Consider the following 14,391-nt stretch of genomic DNA (forward strand, 5'->3'; position numbering starts at 1 on the left):
CTGCACCGTTACCGCGCAGCCACGCTTAGTGCAGCCTAAAGTGAAGGCAAGTGCTTTTTATGGCTCCATGGTTGACGCCAGATGATTTGCAGCGGATGAAGCCCGTCCCTGAACGTGTTGGGTAAGCGCCATGACTGAGACACCGCTTCGCCACAGCGCGCCGGGCTGGTCCCCGTCCAGCTGGCGCTTTAAACCTGCGGCTCAAATTCCCGAATATCCTGACCAGGCGGCCCTCGAGGCTGTCGAAAAGCGCCTTGCTTCCTACCCGCCGCTGGTGTTTGCAGGTGAGGCACGCGCGCTCAAAGCCGAGCTGGCCGAGATCTGCGAAGGCCGTGGTTTCCTGCTCCAGGGTGGTGACTGCGCGGAGGCCTTTGCCGAGCACCATCCGGACCTCATCCGCGACTTCTTCCGCGTCTTCCTGCAGATGGCCGTGGTGCTGACCTACGGGTCGGCCTCGTCCGTGACCAAGGTCGGGCGCATCGCCGGCCAGTTCGCCAAGCCGCGCTCCTCGCCGATGGAGAAGCGCGACGGGATCGAGCTGCCCTCCTACAAGGGCGACATCGTCAACGACATCGCCTTCACCGAGGAGGGGCGCATCCCCGATCCGCGCCGGATGGAGGACGCCTACCGCCAGTCCGCGGCGACCTTGAACCTCCTGCGCGCCTTCGCCCAGGGCGGCTATGCCAACCTCGACAACGTGCATTCGTGGATGCTCGGATTTGTGGAGGACTCGCCGCAGGGCCATCGATACCGACAGCTCGCTGACCGTATCACCGAATCGCTGGAGTTCATGCGCGCGTGCGGCGTGTCGCCGGTCTCCGTCCCGCAGCTTCAGACCACCGAGCTCTACACCTCCCACGAGGCGCTTCTGCTCGGCTACGAGCAGGCCTTCACGCGCGTCGATTCCATCACCGGCGACTACTACTCGACGTCGGGTCACATGATCTGGATCGGCGATCGGACGCGCCAGCCGGACCACGCCCACATCGAGTTCTGCCGCGGCGTGCAGAACCCGCTGGGGCTGAAGTGCGGCCCGTCGCTGACGCCCGACGGCCTGTTGGAGCTGATCGACATCCTGAACCCGAAGAACGAGCCGGGGCGGCTGACGCTGATCTGCCGGTTCGGCGCGGACAAGGTGATGGACCACCTGCCGCAGCTGATCCGTGCGGTGGAGCGCGAGGGGCGCAAGGTGGTGTGGTCGTGCGATCCGATGCACGGCAACACGATCACCGCGGCCGGGTTCAAGACGCGTCCGTTCGACCGGGTGCTGAAGGAGGTGCAGGCCTTCTTCGCGGTGCACCGGGCCGAGGGGACGCACGCCGGCGGCATCCACGTGGAGATGACCGGCAAGAACGTGACCGAGTGCACCGGCGGTGCGCGCGCGGTGACGGAGGACACGCTGTCGGCGCGCTACCACACGCACTGCGACCCGCGCCTCAACGCCGAGCAGGCGATCGAGCTCTCCTTCCTGATGGCGGAAAACCTTCAGGCCGAGAAGCGCGACCGCGGCGCCCGCAAGGCCGCCTGAGCCGCCTTGCGTCCGGGCCGATCCGCGCGCAAGCGTCGGGGCGGCAGAGGCATAAGGAGGCGGCTGGCTTGGTCCGGCCGCCGCGACGATCGAAAGCCCGGTGCACTGCGCCGGGCTTTTTCTTATGAGGCGTGATGCGCCCGGCGATCGGCCGACCCGCGCGGGAGCGTCGGGATCGGCGAGCCAGGCGGAGACAGTCGGAACGATCCAGACCGCCGCGACAAACGGAACCCCGGTGCGCTGCGCCGCGCTTTCCGCGGCCCGTGGCGCCTGGCGTTTGGGCGGACCCGCGCGGGGGTGTCGGAATGGGTGAGCCATGCGGACGCAGTCGGAACGGGCCGGACCGCCGCGACAAGCGGAAGCCCGGTGCACTGCGCCGCGCATTTTCGTGGGCGGTTCAGTCGGGGAATTGCGGGGTGCGTGGCTCCAGAGAGCGGCCTTCGGCGGCCCAGCCGTCGGTGCCTTGCGGGTACCAGTGGACGTTGGAATAGCCGTAGCCGAGGGCCCGCTTGGCGGCGTTCCACGACATCCAGCAGTCGGCGAGGCAGTAGAAGACGAGGGGGGCGGCGGTGTCGCCCTCCGCCGCGTCGTCGAGACGGGCGCGATACCAGGCGTCCATCGCGTCTGTCAGCCTGTCGTAGCCGGTGTTGGGCAACCAGATGCTGCCTGGAATGTCGGACCGGGGCGGCGTGCGCCAGAGCGTGCCTGCGGGCAGGTTCGCCGGGCGAGGCGGAACGGGCAGCACGTCGATGAAGGTGGCGCCGCTTTCGTAGAGGGAGGCGGCCGTCTCGGTGGTGACCACCGTGGCGCCGGTGAGGGTGGCCGGGACCGGGGCGCGGTAGGGTGCGCTACGGAAACCTGCGGGTTCGGCCACCGAGGTCTCGCCGCCGATGGGCGTATTGGGGGCGGCTTGGGCCGGCGCTCCGGCGTCGGCCACCACGACCCACGGTTCGGCCTGCAAAGGCGGCACGGTCGTGACGTCCGCGGCTGCGATCGTCACGCCCGCGTGTGCGCTTGGCGCGCGAGTCGCCGCGCCGGGTGCGGAAGCGGTGGCCGACGACATGCAGGCGCCGAAGAAGGCGAACGCCACCAGGGCCGTGAGGTGCGCAACGGCCTGGTGCCGCGTTACCAGGCGTCCGGCCGTGGCACGCCGCGCTGGGCGGGTCGGGGGCGGTCGCCGCTTCATCAGCCGGGCGTCCGCGTGATCGGCTGGTCCGCCTCGTCGATCAGCGGCACGCCATAATCGAGCAGGATGGCGTTGATCGCGTCCTGATTCTCGCGGATCGCGGTGTTGAGGCTGCGCTTGAACTCCTGGTCCGACGGGCGCACGCCCATCGTGATCCGGTAGGACATGCGCGGCCCGCCGGCCTCGTGGGTGAGGGGGATCACGACGTGGTGCGGTTCGGCCTTCTGCGCGTACCATCCGGCCATAGGGCCCCAGGCGAGCGCGCCGTCGATCTCGCCGGCTTCGAGATCGGCGAACATGTCCGCGTTCGGATGTTCGACCCTCGTATCCACCATCAGGTGGTAGGGGCGCGCCTTCCCGATCAGGCCGCGTTTGGCCAGCGTGGTCGCGGGCGGGGTGCCGGCGACGACACCCAGGCGCGCGTCATCGAGCCGCGGATCGGCAAGGGATGTCACGTCGGCGAGCGGCGAGTCGGCCGGGACGACGAGGGCGTAGGTGGTGCGGAAGTAGGGGTTGGTGTTCTGGACCAGCTCGTTGCCCTGGGCAAAACCCATGATCACGTCGCACTGGAAGGCGCGCAGGGTGTTGCGCACGAAGCCGACGCCTTGCGGGAAGAAGGTATAGGTGACCCCTTCGCGCCCGGTCTTTTCGGCGATCAGCTCGGCGATCTTGTTCTCGTAGCCTTCGCCCGCCTCGTTCGACAGGGGCATGTTGTTGGGGTCGGCACAGACCCTCAGCATGACTGGATCGACCAGTTCGAGGTCGGCGGCGAGGCTTTGATTCTGGGCCGCCGCCGCGCCGGGGTGGCCGATCGCGCCGAAGCCACATGCGGCGACGGCGATCGCGGCGAGGCGCAGACCGGCGAGCCTCAGCGCGGACCGGCCTGAGGTGCGATGGCCCGTGGCGCTGAGCGAAACGGCCGCGTGGTCGGCGCCGCCCCGCGCCGAGGCTGAGCGCTCGCCGCAGCGGGAGAGGGCGCGCGAGGGCGCCCCGGTTTCAACCTCCCATGCAGGCATCTTCGGCCTCGACGAAGGCATCGGGCTTGGCGTCCTTTTTGGCGGGACGTCCGCGGGGAAGGTCGCCCTGGGCGCGGGCGCGCAGGTAGATGTAGACGTCGTCGAGGTAGCACATGACGTTGGGGTTGGTGCCGAAGGCGGGCATGACCTGGTTCGCCTGGCCGGACCCCACGTCCTGCTTGCCGTTCACGACGACCTCGTAGAACTCGTAATAGTCCATGTTGGCGACGCTTTCGGCGAGGGCCGGAGCGTAGCTCGATCCCATGCCGTCGGGCCCGTGGCAGACGTGGCACTCGGCGTGGTAACGGCGGAAACCCGAGTAGGTGTACCAGTCGACCGTGCCGTCTTCGGCGATGGTGTAGGTGGGGACGCCGTCCGCGTCGAAATGCTTGCCGTCGACATCTTCGGCCGAGGACGGATCGCCGGGGCCGACCGCGTAGGCGGCGGTTGCGGCGGCGGCGGTTGCGGCGATCAGAGCGGCGCCGATCAGATGGCGTCTGTTCATAGGTTGCACCTTTGAAGGATACTGTGCGCTGCAAAAGGGTGGCCGCGAGAGCGCCACCCTTTCTGGTGCATCGTCATCGATGGGGAGCCGCCGGCGCGGGTCAGGCGCCGGCGGAGAGGTCCCGTTTACTGGGTGGCGCTGTCCGGCAGGGTGAAGACGGTCAGCTGGCCACCGAGGTCGGTGTAGGCCTTCAGGCCCGCATAGCCGCCCACGGCGCCGAGGCCGGCGTTCGGGTCCGTGAGGCCCGCGGCGAGACCGATGCCGGCCCAACCGCCGATGCCCGACAGCACGCCGACATATTGCTTGCCGCCCTGCTCGTAGGTCATCACGTTGCCGATGATGCCGGACGGGGTCTTGAACTTGTAGAGTTCGTCCCCGTTCTCCATGTCCACCGCCTTCAGATACCCTTCCAGGGTGCCGTAGAAGACGATGTCGCCGGCGGTGGCGAGAGCGCCCGACCAGACCGAGAACTGCTCGGGGATCGACCAGACGATCTCACCCTTCGCCGCGTCCCAGGCGATGAAGTTGCCCATGCCGCCGTGGCTTTCCGGCGCGGGGTACATCGACAGCGTGGCGCCGACATAGGGCTGGCCGGCGGTGTAGGACACGCGGAAGGGCTCGTAGTCCATGCAGACGTGGTTGGTCGGAATGTAGAAGAGACCGGTCTTCGGCGAGTAGGCCGAGGGCTGCTGGTCCTTCGTGCCGAGCGCGGCGGGGCAGATGCCGGTGGTGTTGACGTCTTCGCCGTTCTGCTCGGTGGAATATTCCGAGACGACCTGCGGGCGGCCATACTGGTCGCTGTTGGGGTCCATCTCCACGTGCGTCGCCCAGTTCACCGCGGGATCGAACTTCTCGGCCACCAGCAGCTCGCCCGTTTCGCGATTGAGCGTGTAGTTGAAGCCGTTGCGGTCCGGGTGAACGAGGGCGGGGACGGTCTCACCGTCGATGTCGAGATCGGCGAGCATCATTTCGTTGACGCCGTCGAAGTCCCACTCGTCGTGCGGGGTCATCTGGTAGACCCACTTCGCCATGCCGGTGTCCGGATTGCGGGCGAAGATGGTCATCGACCAGCGGTTGTCGCCGGGGCGCTGGGACGGGTTCCAGGTCGACGGGTTACCGGTGCCGTAATAGATGAGGTCGAGCTTGGGATCGTAGGAGTACCAGCCCCAGGTGGTGCCGCCGCCGATCTTCCACTGGTCGCCTTCCCAGGTCGCGGTGCCGGAATCCTTGCCCACGGGCTTGCCGAGGTGGGTGGTGTTTTCCGGATCCATCAGGGTCTGATCGTCAGGCCCGGTGGAGAAGCCGCGCCAGACCTGGCTGCCGTCGGCGAGGCTGTAGGCGGTGATGTGGCCTTGGACGCCGTACTCGCCGCCGGAGATGCCGGTGATCACCTTGTCCTTGACGATCATCGGCGCCATCGTCGCCGTCTCGCCCTTGGACGGGTCGCCGTTCTGGACTTCCCAGATCACCGAACCGTCGTCGGCATTGAGGGCGACGAGGGTGGTGTCGGCCTGCTGCAGCAGGATCATCGCCGGATGGCCGTCGGTCGCCGGCGCATAGGACACGCCGCGATAGACGGTGTCGCAGCACATCACGCCGATGACGTTGGAGTCCTGCTTCGGCTCGTACTTCCACTTGATCTTGTTGTCGTCGGACAGGTCGACGGCAAAGACGTTGTTCGGGAAGGGGGTGGCGAAATACATCATGTCGCCGATGACGATGGGCGAGCCTTCGTGGCCGCGCAGGACGCCGGTCGACATCGTCCATGCGACCTGGAGCTGGCCGACATTGTCCTTATTGATCTGGTCGAGTTCCGAGTAGCGCCAGTTGGCGTAGTTGCCGGTGGGCATCACCCAGTCGGCCGGGTTCGCCTCCATCTCGGTCAATTTTTCGTTGGCGAGAGCCGCCGTGGACGCCACTGCCAGTGCGATCACACTGCACGCCGATTTCAAGATCAGCCGCTTCATCCTTATCTCCCTAGCGATCTGTCCGTGGGTGAGCCCCCGCGGTTAGAGGACTCACTCCACCATGATCGCCGCGAAGAATGCAATGGCGACTGAAGTCGGGGAAACCTTCACACGCATACGACCAAAGTCGAAATGCTGTATTCCGGGGTGATTATTAGGTTAGCAACGGAGATTTTGCGCTTTGACTTTGTGCACATTGGTGCATGTCCAGCGCCGCCGCGGACGTCGTCCTCATCCGAAAGAGGGCGAGGCAGGACAAGGTCTTGAAAATTATTGCGACCAAAGGCGTAGATGAAACAATCCGCCGCAAGCATGCGCCCTTCGTCGCGGTTGCGCGGCGGAGGCGAACCAGCAACGGGCAGCAGGTGCGATGATGGGACCGGCCCGCCGCGTCACCGTGGCGCACCTTTGGGTTGCTGCGATGGTGCTGGTGACGCCCGTCTCGGCCGGCGCCCTTCACGTTGAGGAGGTTGCGCCGGGGGTCTTCGTCCATGTGGGGCAGGTCGCGCTGGCGGCGGCGGACAACGGCGGCGACATCGCCAACCTCGGCTTCATCGTCGGGGAGGAGGCGGTCGCGGTGGTCGACACTGGAAGTACGCCGGCGATCGGGAAGGACCTTCGCGCGGCGATCGAGGCCGTGACGGACCGTCCGGTGCGCTACGTCATCAACACGCACATGCATCCGGACCATGTGCTCGGCAATGCGGCCTTTCGGGGCACCGGGCCGGGCGGGGGCGATCCATTTGTGGTCGCCCACCACAAACTGGCGCGGGCGCTCGCCGGGAGGGCTGCGCATTATGTCGCATCGACCGACGCGGCGCTCGGGCCGGGGCACGTGACGGCGGGCGATGTCGTGTTGCCGGACGAGGAGGTCGAGGATGTGCGCCGGCTCGATCTGGGCAATCGAACCATCGTGTTGAAGGCCTGGCCGACGGCCCATTCGGACAACGACCTCACCGTTTTCGATCCGGCGACGGGAACCCTCTTTGCAGGCGACCTCCTTTTCATGCATCATCTTCCGGTTGTGGACGGGAGCATCGCCGGTTGGCTCGGCCTCACGCTGGAGGCGGCCGCCAGCGATGGGGCTCCGGTGCGCCGCGTCGTACCGGGACACGGCCCGGCGATCGGCCACCTGCCGCAGGACGAGGACGTGCAGCGGGACTATCTGGCCGCAGTCGCGCAGGAGGTGCGTGCGGCGATCGCGGACGGTGTGCCGCTGGGGCGGATGGTGAGGGACGCGCGCATTCCATCCGGCCGCTGGGCGCTGGCGGAGGACTTTCACAGGCGCAACCTGACGGCGGCCTTCGCGGAGCTTGAATGGGAATAGGCCCCGCCCGGAGCGGTGGCCGTAGAACAGGGGGGGGGCGACCTATGGACTTCGCACAGAAAAGCTCGGCCACGGCGGGGCGCGGCCTCGCGGCATTGGCGCTTGCGGCGCTCTTGACCCTGCCCGCCGCCGCGGCGGAGCCGACCGCGTGGGACGACATCCGCGCCAACCTCTATGGCGAAGCGCCGCTGGTGGAGGACGGGCTCATCACGCTGGAAGCGCCCTACCGGGCCGAGGACGCGGCGATCGTGCCGATGACGATCCGCACCGCCCTCCCGGACGGCGACACGCGCCACGTCGCCAAGATCACGCTGGTGATCGACGAGAATCCGTCGCCCGTCGCGGCCGCCTTCACGCTGGGCGAAAGCGCCGGGGTGACCGCCATTTCCACCCGCGTGCGCGTCAACGCCTATAGCGATGTCCACGCCGTCGCCGAGCTTTCGGACGGCTCGTTGCACGTGGCGGCGCGGTTCGTGAAGGCGTCGGGCGGCTGCGCGGCGCCGATGGCGAAGGACCCGGACGCTGCGATGGCGAGCCTCGGCAAAATGAAAATGCGCTGGTTCGATGCGCCGGAGACGTCGCCAACCCATGCCAGCGCTCAGCTGATGATCCGGCACCCCAACAATTCGGGGCTGCAAATGGACCAGCTCACGCGCTTCTACATCCCCGCCCATTTCGTCTCGACGCTCACCATCCGCCAGGGGGATGCGCTGGTGCTGCGGATGGAGGGCGGGATCTCCATCTCGGAGGATCCCAACTTCCGTTTCGACTTCACCTCCAACGGTGCGCCGCTGACCGTCGAGGCGCAGGACACCGAGGGCAACCTCTTCGGCCAGAGCTTTCCGGCCGGCGGAGCCTGAGGCGCGGCCGGCAGGGCCTCAGAAGCAGCGCAGCTCGGCCTCGACCTGGGCGCGCCTCAGGTCTTGAACCGCGGCTTTCGATTCCTCGCTGGTGCGGAAAATCACGCCGCGCTCGCCCGAGATCTGGCCGAGGCTGAGGTAGGCTTCGGCTTCTTCGTAACGGCTATAGGGGATCAGCGTCGTGATCACGTCGATCGAGCAGGAGCACTGTTCGAGGACGTGGCGCGATTCACCGCTCGCCTTCATGCAGGCCAGCACATAGTCGGCGAGGACCACGGTGGGATAATCCTCGCCCCGTCGCACACCGTCGACAGCGCCGGCCGGGGCGACGCACGCGAGCGTGGTCAGAGCGACCGCTGCGCCCTGCAACGCCCCGCGCCACAGGCTTCTGCTTTTTCGCATTACGACTTTCCTCCACCTTGCGTCTTATGGCCCGTCCTTGCCGTAGTTGGACCCGTTGTCCTGCCGCAGCACAAGCGGCGCAACTGAGACGAACGGACGGGGGAACTTCCTAATGCAAACGCGCGCAGCGGTCGCCACGGCAGCCGGCAAGCCGCTTGAGGTGATGACGGTCGAGCTCGACGGGCCGAAGGCCGGCGAGGTCCTCGTCGAAGTGAAGGCCACCGGCATCTGTCATACGGACGAATTCACCCTCTCCGGCGCCGACCCGGAAGGCATCTTCCCGGCCATCCTCGGCCACGAGGGCGCGGGCGTCGTGGTCGATGTCGGCCCGGGCGTGACGTCGCTGAAGAAGGGCGACCACGTCATCCCGCTCTACACGCCCGAGTGCCGGGAGTGCGAATATTGCCTCAACCCGAAGACCAACCTGTGTCAGAAGATCCGCTCCACCCAGGGGCAGGGCCTGATGCCGGACGGCACGAGCCGCTTCCGCATCGGCAACGATCCGATCTTCCACTACATGGGCTGCTCGACCTTCTCGAACTACACGGTGCTGCCGGAGATCGCGCTCGCCAAGGTGCGTGAGGACGCCCCGTTCGACAAGATCTGCTACATCGGCTGCGGTGTGACGACGGGCGTCGGCGCCGTCGTCAACACGGCGAAGGTGGAGCCGGGCTCGACGGTTGCGGTGTTCGGCCTCGGCGGCATCGGCCTCAACGTGATCCAGGGGGCCCGCCTCGTCGGCGCCGACAGGATCATCGGCATCGACCTCAACCCGTCCAAGGTGGAGCTTGCCCGGAAGTTCGGCATGACCGACTTCATCAACCCCGACGAGGTGGGCCACGACAAGGTGGTTCAGGCGATCATCGACCTCACCAATGGCGGCGTTGATTATTCGTTCGAGTGCATCGGCAACGTGAACGTCATGCGCCAGGCGCTGGAATGCGCCCACAAGGGGTGGGGCGAAAGCGTGATCATCGGCGTCGCCGGTGCCGGCAAGGAGATCGCGACGCGCCCGTTCCAGCTCGTCACCGGCCGCGTGTGGCGCGGTTCGGCCTTCGGCGGCGCCCGCGGGCGGACCGACGTGCCGAAAATCGTCGACTGGTACATGAACGGTAAGATCAATATCGACGATCTCATCACCCACACGATGCCGCTGGAGGAGATCAACACGGGGTTCGACCTGATGCACGCGGGCAAATCCATCCGCGCGGTGGTCGTCTACTGATGATCGGCCGCAACGGGCGACGCGGCGTGGCGGCACTCGCCGCGCCGTGGTGTCGGATGATCGCCGTCGCGGCGCTGTTCGCGGCGGGCCCCGCCGCGGCGGCGGCCGAGGCGCTGACCTTCAGCGTCGGCGAGGATCGCTACACCGTTCCCGCCGACGGGTTCCTCAGCGTGGAGGAGAAGGAAGGCCTCACCTTCTGCCTCACGCCGGAGGTGGAAACCGCGCTCACCGCCTTCACCGCAAGCCACATCGACGAGACGGTCGCGATCGCCATCGGCGGGGAAAATGTCTTTTACCTCAAGATCGTGAAACCCTATGGCGGGGGCTGCATCAACTGGCCGCTGCATCCGGTCATGGCCAAGTCATACCGTGAGATGCTGACAGGAGAGGGCCCCGCATTATGACCGTCGACATCGTTTCGCGCTTCACCGCCCACGGCGGACAGCAGCTTGTCGCCAAGCACCGCTCGCGTTCGACCGGCACGGAGATGACCTTCGCGGTCTACCTCCCGCCCGCGGCGACCGAGGGGCCGTGCCCGGTCCTGTGGTATTTGTCCGGTCTCACCTGCACCCACGCCAACGTCATGGAGAAGGGCGAATATCGCAAGGCGGCGGCCCAGGCGGGGCTCATTGTCGTGTGCCCCGACACCAGCCCCCGCGGCGAGGACGTCGCCGACGACGAGGCCTACGATCTTGGCCAGGGCGCGGGCTTCTATGTCGACGCCACCGAGGCACCATGGGTGCCGCACTTCAAGATGAAGACCTATATCGAGAAGGAGCTGCCGGAGGTGGTGGCGTCCGCCTTCCCGGTGGACCTGACGCGCCAGGGCATCTTCGGCCACTCGATGGGCGGCCACGGCGCGTTGACGATCGCGCTGCGCAATCCTGCGCGGTTCGCGTCGGTCTCGGCCTTCTCGCCGATCGTGGCGCCCTCGCAAGTGCCGTGGGGACAAAAGGCCTTTCCCGCCTATATCGGCAGCAACACCGCGCTGTGGCGCCAGCACGATGCCGTGGCCCTCATCGAGGACGGGGCGCGTGTCGGCGACATCCTGGTCGACCAGGGCGACGCGGACAACTTCCTCGCCGAGCAGCTGAAGCCGGACCTTCTGGCCAAGGCTTGCGCCGATGCGGGGATCGACCTGACGCTGCGCATGCAGCCGGGCTACGACCACTCCTACTACTTCATCTCGACCTTCATGCCCGATCATATCGCCTGGCATGCGGCGCGATTGAAGCGGTAGGGCGGGCCTCGTCGAGGCGGCGTCGGGCAGAGCGGTGCAGCCGTGAGACATCGCCCTGTGGCGCCGAGGGCACTGGCCGCGACACGCCACCTGTGCCATGCCAAAGTGAAACTATAAAAGATCTGGACTGGAGGATGACATGACGAAGTTTGGGCTCGGGCTGCTCGTCGCAGCAGCGGTTGCTTCGGTGACGCCCGCAATCGCGCAGGATGCAGCGAAAGGCGAAAGAGTCTTCCGCCAATGCCAGGCCTGCCACGCGATCGGCGAGGGCGCGGAGAACAAGATCGGCCCGGAGCTGAACAACATCATTGGGCGCGTCCCCGGCACCCATGCGGACTATAAATATTCGCCGGCAATGGTGGCCTATGGTGAAGAGCATGTGTGGGACGAGGCGACGCTGGACGCCTATCTCGAAGCCCCGCGCAAGGTCGTGAACGGGACCAAGATGGCCTATGGCGGGCTGCGCCGGCCTGAGCAGCGCGCCGATCTGATCGCGTACCTGAAGACCTTCTCTGAATAATCCACAACTTAAGAGCGTGAAGCGCCCCTGATGATCCGGCTGTAAAGCGCGGGTCCAGGAGGGCAAATCGCGACCGGCGGCGGCCACCCAGCGGCCCCGGTCGAGCATCCCGCCAATCGAAATCGGAACGCCCGGCCCGGCACGACGCCGAAGCCGGGCGTTTCTGCGTTCGGCCCCGGTGCGACGCGCACCTCGCCTCTTAGCGGCGTGGCGCATGCTCCGGCTGTGGGCGCTTTCCTGAATGGCGTCAACATGTTGCAAGACGATCGACGCTGCGGGTGCAGGTGCCGGACGACGCGTTCCGCGGTGCATCGTCGTTGCCATCCGCAATCCAGCTACACAGTCGAGCATCCGTCGATCTGGGGTCCTCGTGGCTGGGGAGGCGTATAAATGCAAATGTCCCGGTTTATTCGATGGCGCCGGCGCATGACGATAGCCAGCAAGAGCACGGCACTACAGTGCAGCGCCCCAAGATGTCGATGAAAAATCAGCGGATGAAAATGCTTTAGGAGTCGTCAACACTTTCCAACCAAAGTGGCAGCGTCGGAGGGACAGGATATCCCTCGCCACTCCAATGGAGGTGGACAACAATGTGGTTCTTTACTGAGTTCCTGGAGCGTTACACCCGCAACATCGCACGGTCCATCGTTCGCGTTGCGACGGCCGAGGTCGAAGCCAACCGGCGAGTTCTAGCGAACGCCTTCAGCCGCGAACAGATTAATCGCCTGATCCTTCCCGAGCGGGACCTGACCGTGCCCCCCGCCTTCGTGGCCGAGCGCCGCGCCGTCCACGGCGCCGAGGTCGCCCCGCCCGAACTCGCTCATGCCAGCGGCGCGCTGGATGTCGCCAAGGCGGACGCGGCGCTGCGTGACGCGGACGAGGCCAAGGTCGCCAAGACACTGATCGCGCTGGACGAACTTCCCGTGGGCGTGCGCGGCGACCTGGTGCTGAAATATGTCGAAGCCTTCGCGGCGGCGCCCGCGGTGGAGGCGGCCGCACTGATCGACAAGCTCAGCCGGGACAAGAAGGTCCGCGTCGCCGAGCTGCAGATCATTTCCGCGCAGGTGCTGGGCGAGGCGGTCACGCGGCGCACCAAGTCCGGGCACTATGATGCGATTCGCGAACACCTGGTGCCGCAGGACGGGGCGGGGGTGGACGAGGCCGCCGAGAGGGCGGTGACGCATGACACCGTGCGCCATCTCGTCCGGCCGGCCGCCCCGGACCTCCACATCAACTGACGCCGGTCCCGCGCGGCCCGAGGACCGTCCGCGCAGAAAGCCCGCATCCGGCGCCTGGCCACAGCGGCAAGACGAGCGCTGCGCGGAAACACCGAGGCCCCGAGCCGCGACCGCGGCGCCGGGGCCTTGCCGCGTCGGCGTCAGCGCCGCGGGTACACGCGAACAGCCTTCTCGTGCCGCATGTCACATCATGACCACCGCGGCGGCAATTTTGGGCTATTCGAGAAGCAAATCGCTCAAGCCATTCACAATCGTGTTGCAAACCGTCTATGAGAGGCGCGACGGGAGGTTTCGCTCCCAGATCCATCGATATCTCAGGGAGCTTTTATGCGCGTCTATTATGACCGCGATGCCGACATCAACCTGATCAAAGGCAAGAAGATCGCCGTTGTCGGTTATGGCAGCCAGGGCCACGCCCACACGCTGAACCTGCGCGATTCCGGGTGCCCGGAGATCGTCGTGGCGCTGCGTCCCGGTTCCGCGTCGGCCAAGAAGGCCGAGGCCGAGGGCATCAAGGTCATGACCGTGGAAGAGGCCGCCCAGTGGGCCGACGTCGTCATGATGCTGACGCCGGACGAGCTGCAGGCCGACATCTACAACGACCAGCTTGCCGCCAACATGAAGGAGGGCGCTGCGCTCCTCTTCGCGCACGGCCTCAACGTCCACTTCAACCTGATCGAGCCGCGCAAGGACCTCGACGTGCTGATGGTCGCCCCGAAGGGCCCCGGCCACACGGTGCGCTCTGAGTACCAGCGCGGCGGCGGCGTGCCGACGCTCATCGCCATCGCCCAGGACGCGACCGGCAACGCCCATGACCTCGGCCTCGCCTATGCCTCCGCCATCGGCGGCGGGCGCGCCGGCGTCATCGAGACCACCTTCAAGGAAGAGTGTGAGACCGACCTCTTCGGCGAGCAGGTGGTTCTGTGCGGCGGCCTCGTGGAGCTGATCCGCGCCGGGTTCGAGACGCTGGTGGAAGCCGGCTACGCGCCCGAGATGGCCTACTTCGAGTGCCTGCACGAAGTGAAGCTCATCGTCGACCTCATCTACGAGGGCGGCATCGCCAACATGAACTACTCGATCTCCAACACGGCCGAGTATGGCGAGTACGTCACCGGCCCGCGCATCATCACGCCGGAGACGAAGGCGGAGATGAAGCGCGTCCTGACCGACATTCAGGCCGGCAACTTCACCCGCAACTGGATGCTGGAAAACAAGGTCAACCAGACCTCGTTCAAGGCGGTGCGCGCGAAGAACAACGCCCACCAGATCGAAGAGGTCGGCGAGGCTCTGCGCGCGATGATGCCGTGGATCAAGGAAAAGGCGCTGGTCGACAAGGCCAAGAACTGAGCCGTCCGGCTCCGCGCGAAAAGCCGCCCT

14 protein-coding genes are annotated in these 14,391 nt (G+C 66.6%); 9 read left to right on the plus strand and 5 right to left on the minus strand.

The features are described 5' to 3' along the window. Positions 1–130 precede the first annotated feature (130 nt). Positions 131–1,528, plus strand: a complete 1,398-nt coding sequence (locus BIX52_RS09845; protein ID WP_075220902.1) for a class II 3-deoxy-7-phosphoheptulonate synthase — start codon at positions 131–133, stop codon at positions 1,526–1,528. A gap of 397 nt (positions 1,529–1,925) precedes the next feature. Here the strand turns inward: BIX52_RS09845 and BIX52_RS09850 are convergent, their stop codons facing one another. The 4 genes from BIX52_RS09850 to BIX52_RS09865 all read right to left on the minus strand — a co-directional run bounded on the left by BIX52_RS09850 (position 1,926) and on the right by BIX52_RS09865 (position 6,202). After that, on the minus strand, positions 1,926–2,528 hold the full coding sequence (locus BIX52_RS09850) for a PQQ-dependent catabolism-associated CXXCW motif protein (RefSeq protein ID WP_425426673.1): 603 nt from the start codon (positions 2,526–2,528) through the stop codon (positions 1,926–1,928). Positions 2,529–2,713: 185 nt separating this feature from the next. Further along, positions 2,714–3,730: a substrate-binding domain-containing protein gene (locus BIX52_RS09855; protein ID WP_083660153.1), complete on the minus strand. Its 1,017-nt coding sequence runs from the start codon at positions 3,728–3,730 to the stop codon at positions 2,714–2,716. Next, the gene (locus BIX52_RS09860) at positions 3,711–4,235 is read right to left on the minus strand and encodes a c-type cytochrome, methanol metabolism-related (RefSeq protein WP_083548744.1); all 525 of its coding nucleotides are present in this window, start codon (positions 4,233–4,235) and stop codon (positions 3,711–3,713) included. Before BIX52_RS09860 ends, BIX52_RS09855 begins: the two co-directional genes overlap by 20 nt. Before the next feature lie 125 nt (positions 4,236–4,360). Then, complete coding sequence (locus BIX52_RS09865; protein ID WP_075220903.1) at positions 4,361–6,202, minus strand: methanol/ethanol family PQQ-dependent dehydrogenase; 1,842 nt, start codon at positions 6,200–6,202, stop codon at positions 4,361–4,363. Between the two features lie 370 nt (positions 6,203–6,572). Here BIX52_RS09865 and BIX52_RS09870 point away from each other — a divergent pair, with 370 nt between their 5' ends. Then, positions 6,573–7,529 carry a quinoprotein relay system zinc metallohydrolase 2 gene (locus BIX52_RS09870; RefSeq protein ID WP_075220904.1) on the plus strand — a complete coding sequence of 319 codons (957 nt, stop codon included), beginning with the start codon at positions 6,573–6,575 and terminating at the stop codon, positions 7,527–7,529. A gap of 44 nt (positions 7,530–7,573) precedes the next feature. Then, positions 7,574–8,389 (plus strand): quinoprotein dehydrogenase-associated SoxYZ-like carrier, encoded by an 816-nt coding sequence (locus tag BIX52_RS09875; protein WP_075220905.1) that lies wholly within the window; start codon positions 7,574–7,576, stop codon positions 8,387–8,389. An 18-nt stretch (positions 8,390–8,407) separates the two neighbouring features. Here BIX52_RS09875 and BIX52_RS09880 read toward each other — a convergent pair whose 3' ends face one another. Then, complete coding sequence (locus BIX52_RS09880; RefSeq protein ID WP_075220906.1) at positions 8,408–8,791, minus strand: hypothetical protein; 384 nt, start codon at positions 8,789–8,791, stop codon at positions 8,408–8,410. 112 nt (positions 8,792–8,903) lie between these two features. Between BIX52_RS09880 and BIX52_RS09885 the strand changes: the two genes are divergently transcribed. From BIX52_RS09885 to ilvC, 6 genes are all read left to right on the plus strand, one after another. After that, entirely contained in the window at positions 8,904–10,016 is a 1,113-nt protein-coding gene (locus BIX52_RS09885) for an S-(hydroxymethyl)glutathione dehydrogenase/class III alcohol dehydrogenase (protein WP_075220907.1), read from the plus strand. Next, the gene (locus BIX52_RS09890; RefSeq protein WP_075220908.1) at positions 10,016–10,420 is read left to right on the plus strand and encodes a hypothetical protein; all 405 of its coding nucleotides are present in this window, start codon (positions 10,016–10,018) and stop codon (positions 10,418–10,420) included. Before BIX52_RS09885 ends, BIX52_RS09890 begins: the two co-directional genes overlap by 1 nt. Further along, positions 10,417–11,256 (plus strand): S-formylglutathione hydrolase, encoded by an 840-nt coding sequence (fghA, locus tag BIX52_RS09895; protein ID WP_075220909.1) that lies wholly within the window; start codon positions 10,417–10,419, stop codon positions 11,254–11,256. Before BIX52_RS09890 ends, fghA begins: the two co-directional genes overlap by 4 nt. Positions 11,257–11,395: 139 nt before the next feature. Further along, a complete protein-coding gene (locus BIX52_RS09900) occupies positions 11,396–11,776 on the plus strand; it encodes a c-type cytochrome (RefSeq protein ID WP_075220910.1) in 381 nt (126 codons plus the stop codon). Between the two features lie 590 nt (positions 11,777–12,366). Further along, complete coding sequence (locus tag BIX52_RS09905) at positions 12,367–13,014, plus strand: hypothetical protein (protein WP_075220911.1); 648 nt, start codon at positions 12,367–12,369, stop codon at positions 13,012–13,014. Positions 13,015–13,323: 309 nt separating this feature from the next. Beyond that, positions 13,324–14,361 carry a ketol-acid reductoisomerase gene (gene ilvC / locus BIX52_RS09910; RefSeq protein ID WP_483860499.1) on the plus strand — a complete coding sequence of 346 codons (1,038 nt, stop codon included), beginning with the start codon at positions 13,324–13,326 and terminating at the stop codon, positions 14,359–14,361. Positions 14,362–14,391: the final 30 nt, after the last annotated feature.

This window comes from Acuticoccus yangtzensis, from assembly GCF_001927245.1.
Taxonomy (GTDB): domain Bacteria; phylum Pseudomonadota; class Alphaproteobacteria; order Rhizobiales; family Amorphaceae; genus Acuticoccus; species Acuticoccus yangtzensis.

What these genes read in the sequence shown, in the direction of transcription:
- BIX52_RS09845 (WP_075220902.1), top strand. Translation starts at nt 131, where the DNA reads ATGACTGAGACACCGCTTCGCCACAGCGCGCCGGGCTGGTCCCCGTCC.
- BIX52_RS09855 (WP_083660153.1), bottom strand. Translation starts at nt 3,730, where the DNA reads ATGCCTGCATGGGAGGTTGAAACCGGGGCGCCCTCGCGCGCCCTCTCC.
- BIX52_RS09860 (WP_083548744.1), bottom strand. Translation starts at nt 4,235, where the DNA reads ATGAACAGACGCCATCTGATCGGCGCCGCTCTGATCGCCGCAACCGCC.
- BIX52_RS09865 (WP_075220903.1), bottom strand. Translation starts at nt 6,202, where the DNA reads ATGAAGCGGCTGATCTTGAAATCGGCGTGCAGTGTGATCGCACTGGCA.
- BIX52_RS09870 (WP_075220904.1), top strand. Translation starts at nt 6,573, where the DNA reads ATGATGGGACCGGCCCGCCGCGTCACCGTGGCGCACCTTTGGGTTGCT.
- BIX52_RS09875 (WP_075220905.1), top strand. Translation starts at nt 7,574, where the DNA reads ATGGACTTCGCACAGAAAAGCTCGGCCACGGCGGGGCGCGGCCTCGCG.
- BIX52_RS09880 (WP_075220906.1), bottom strand. Translation starts at nt 8,791, where the DNA reads ATGCGAAAAAGCAGAAGCCTGTGGCGCGGGGCGTTGCAGGGCGCAGCG.
- BIX52_RS09885 (WP_075220907.1), top strand. Translation starts at nt 8,904, where the DNA reads ATGCAAACGCGCGCAGCGGTCGCCACGGCAGCCGGCAAGCCGCTTGAG.
- BIX52_RS09890 (WP_075220908.1), top strand. Translation starts at nt 10,016, where the DNA reads ATGATCGGCCGCAACGGGCGACGCGGCGTGGCGGCACTCGCCGCGCCG.
- fghA (WP_075220909.1), top strand. Translation starts at nt 10,417, where the DNA reads ATGACCGTCGACATCGTTTCGCGCTTCACCGCCCACGGCGGACAGCAG.
- BIX52_RS09900 (WP_075220910.1), top strand. Translation starts at nt 11,396, where the DNA reads ATGACGAAGTTTGGGCTCGGGCTGCTCGTCGCAGCAGCGGTTGCTTCG.
- BIX52_RS09905 (WP_075220911.1), top strand. Translation starts at nt 12,367, where the DNA reads ATGTGGTTCTTTACTGAGTTCCTGGAGCGTTACACCCGCAACATCGCA.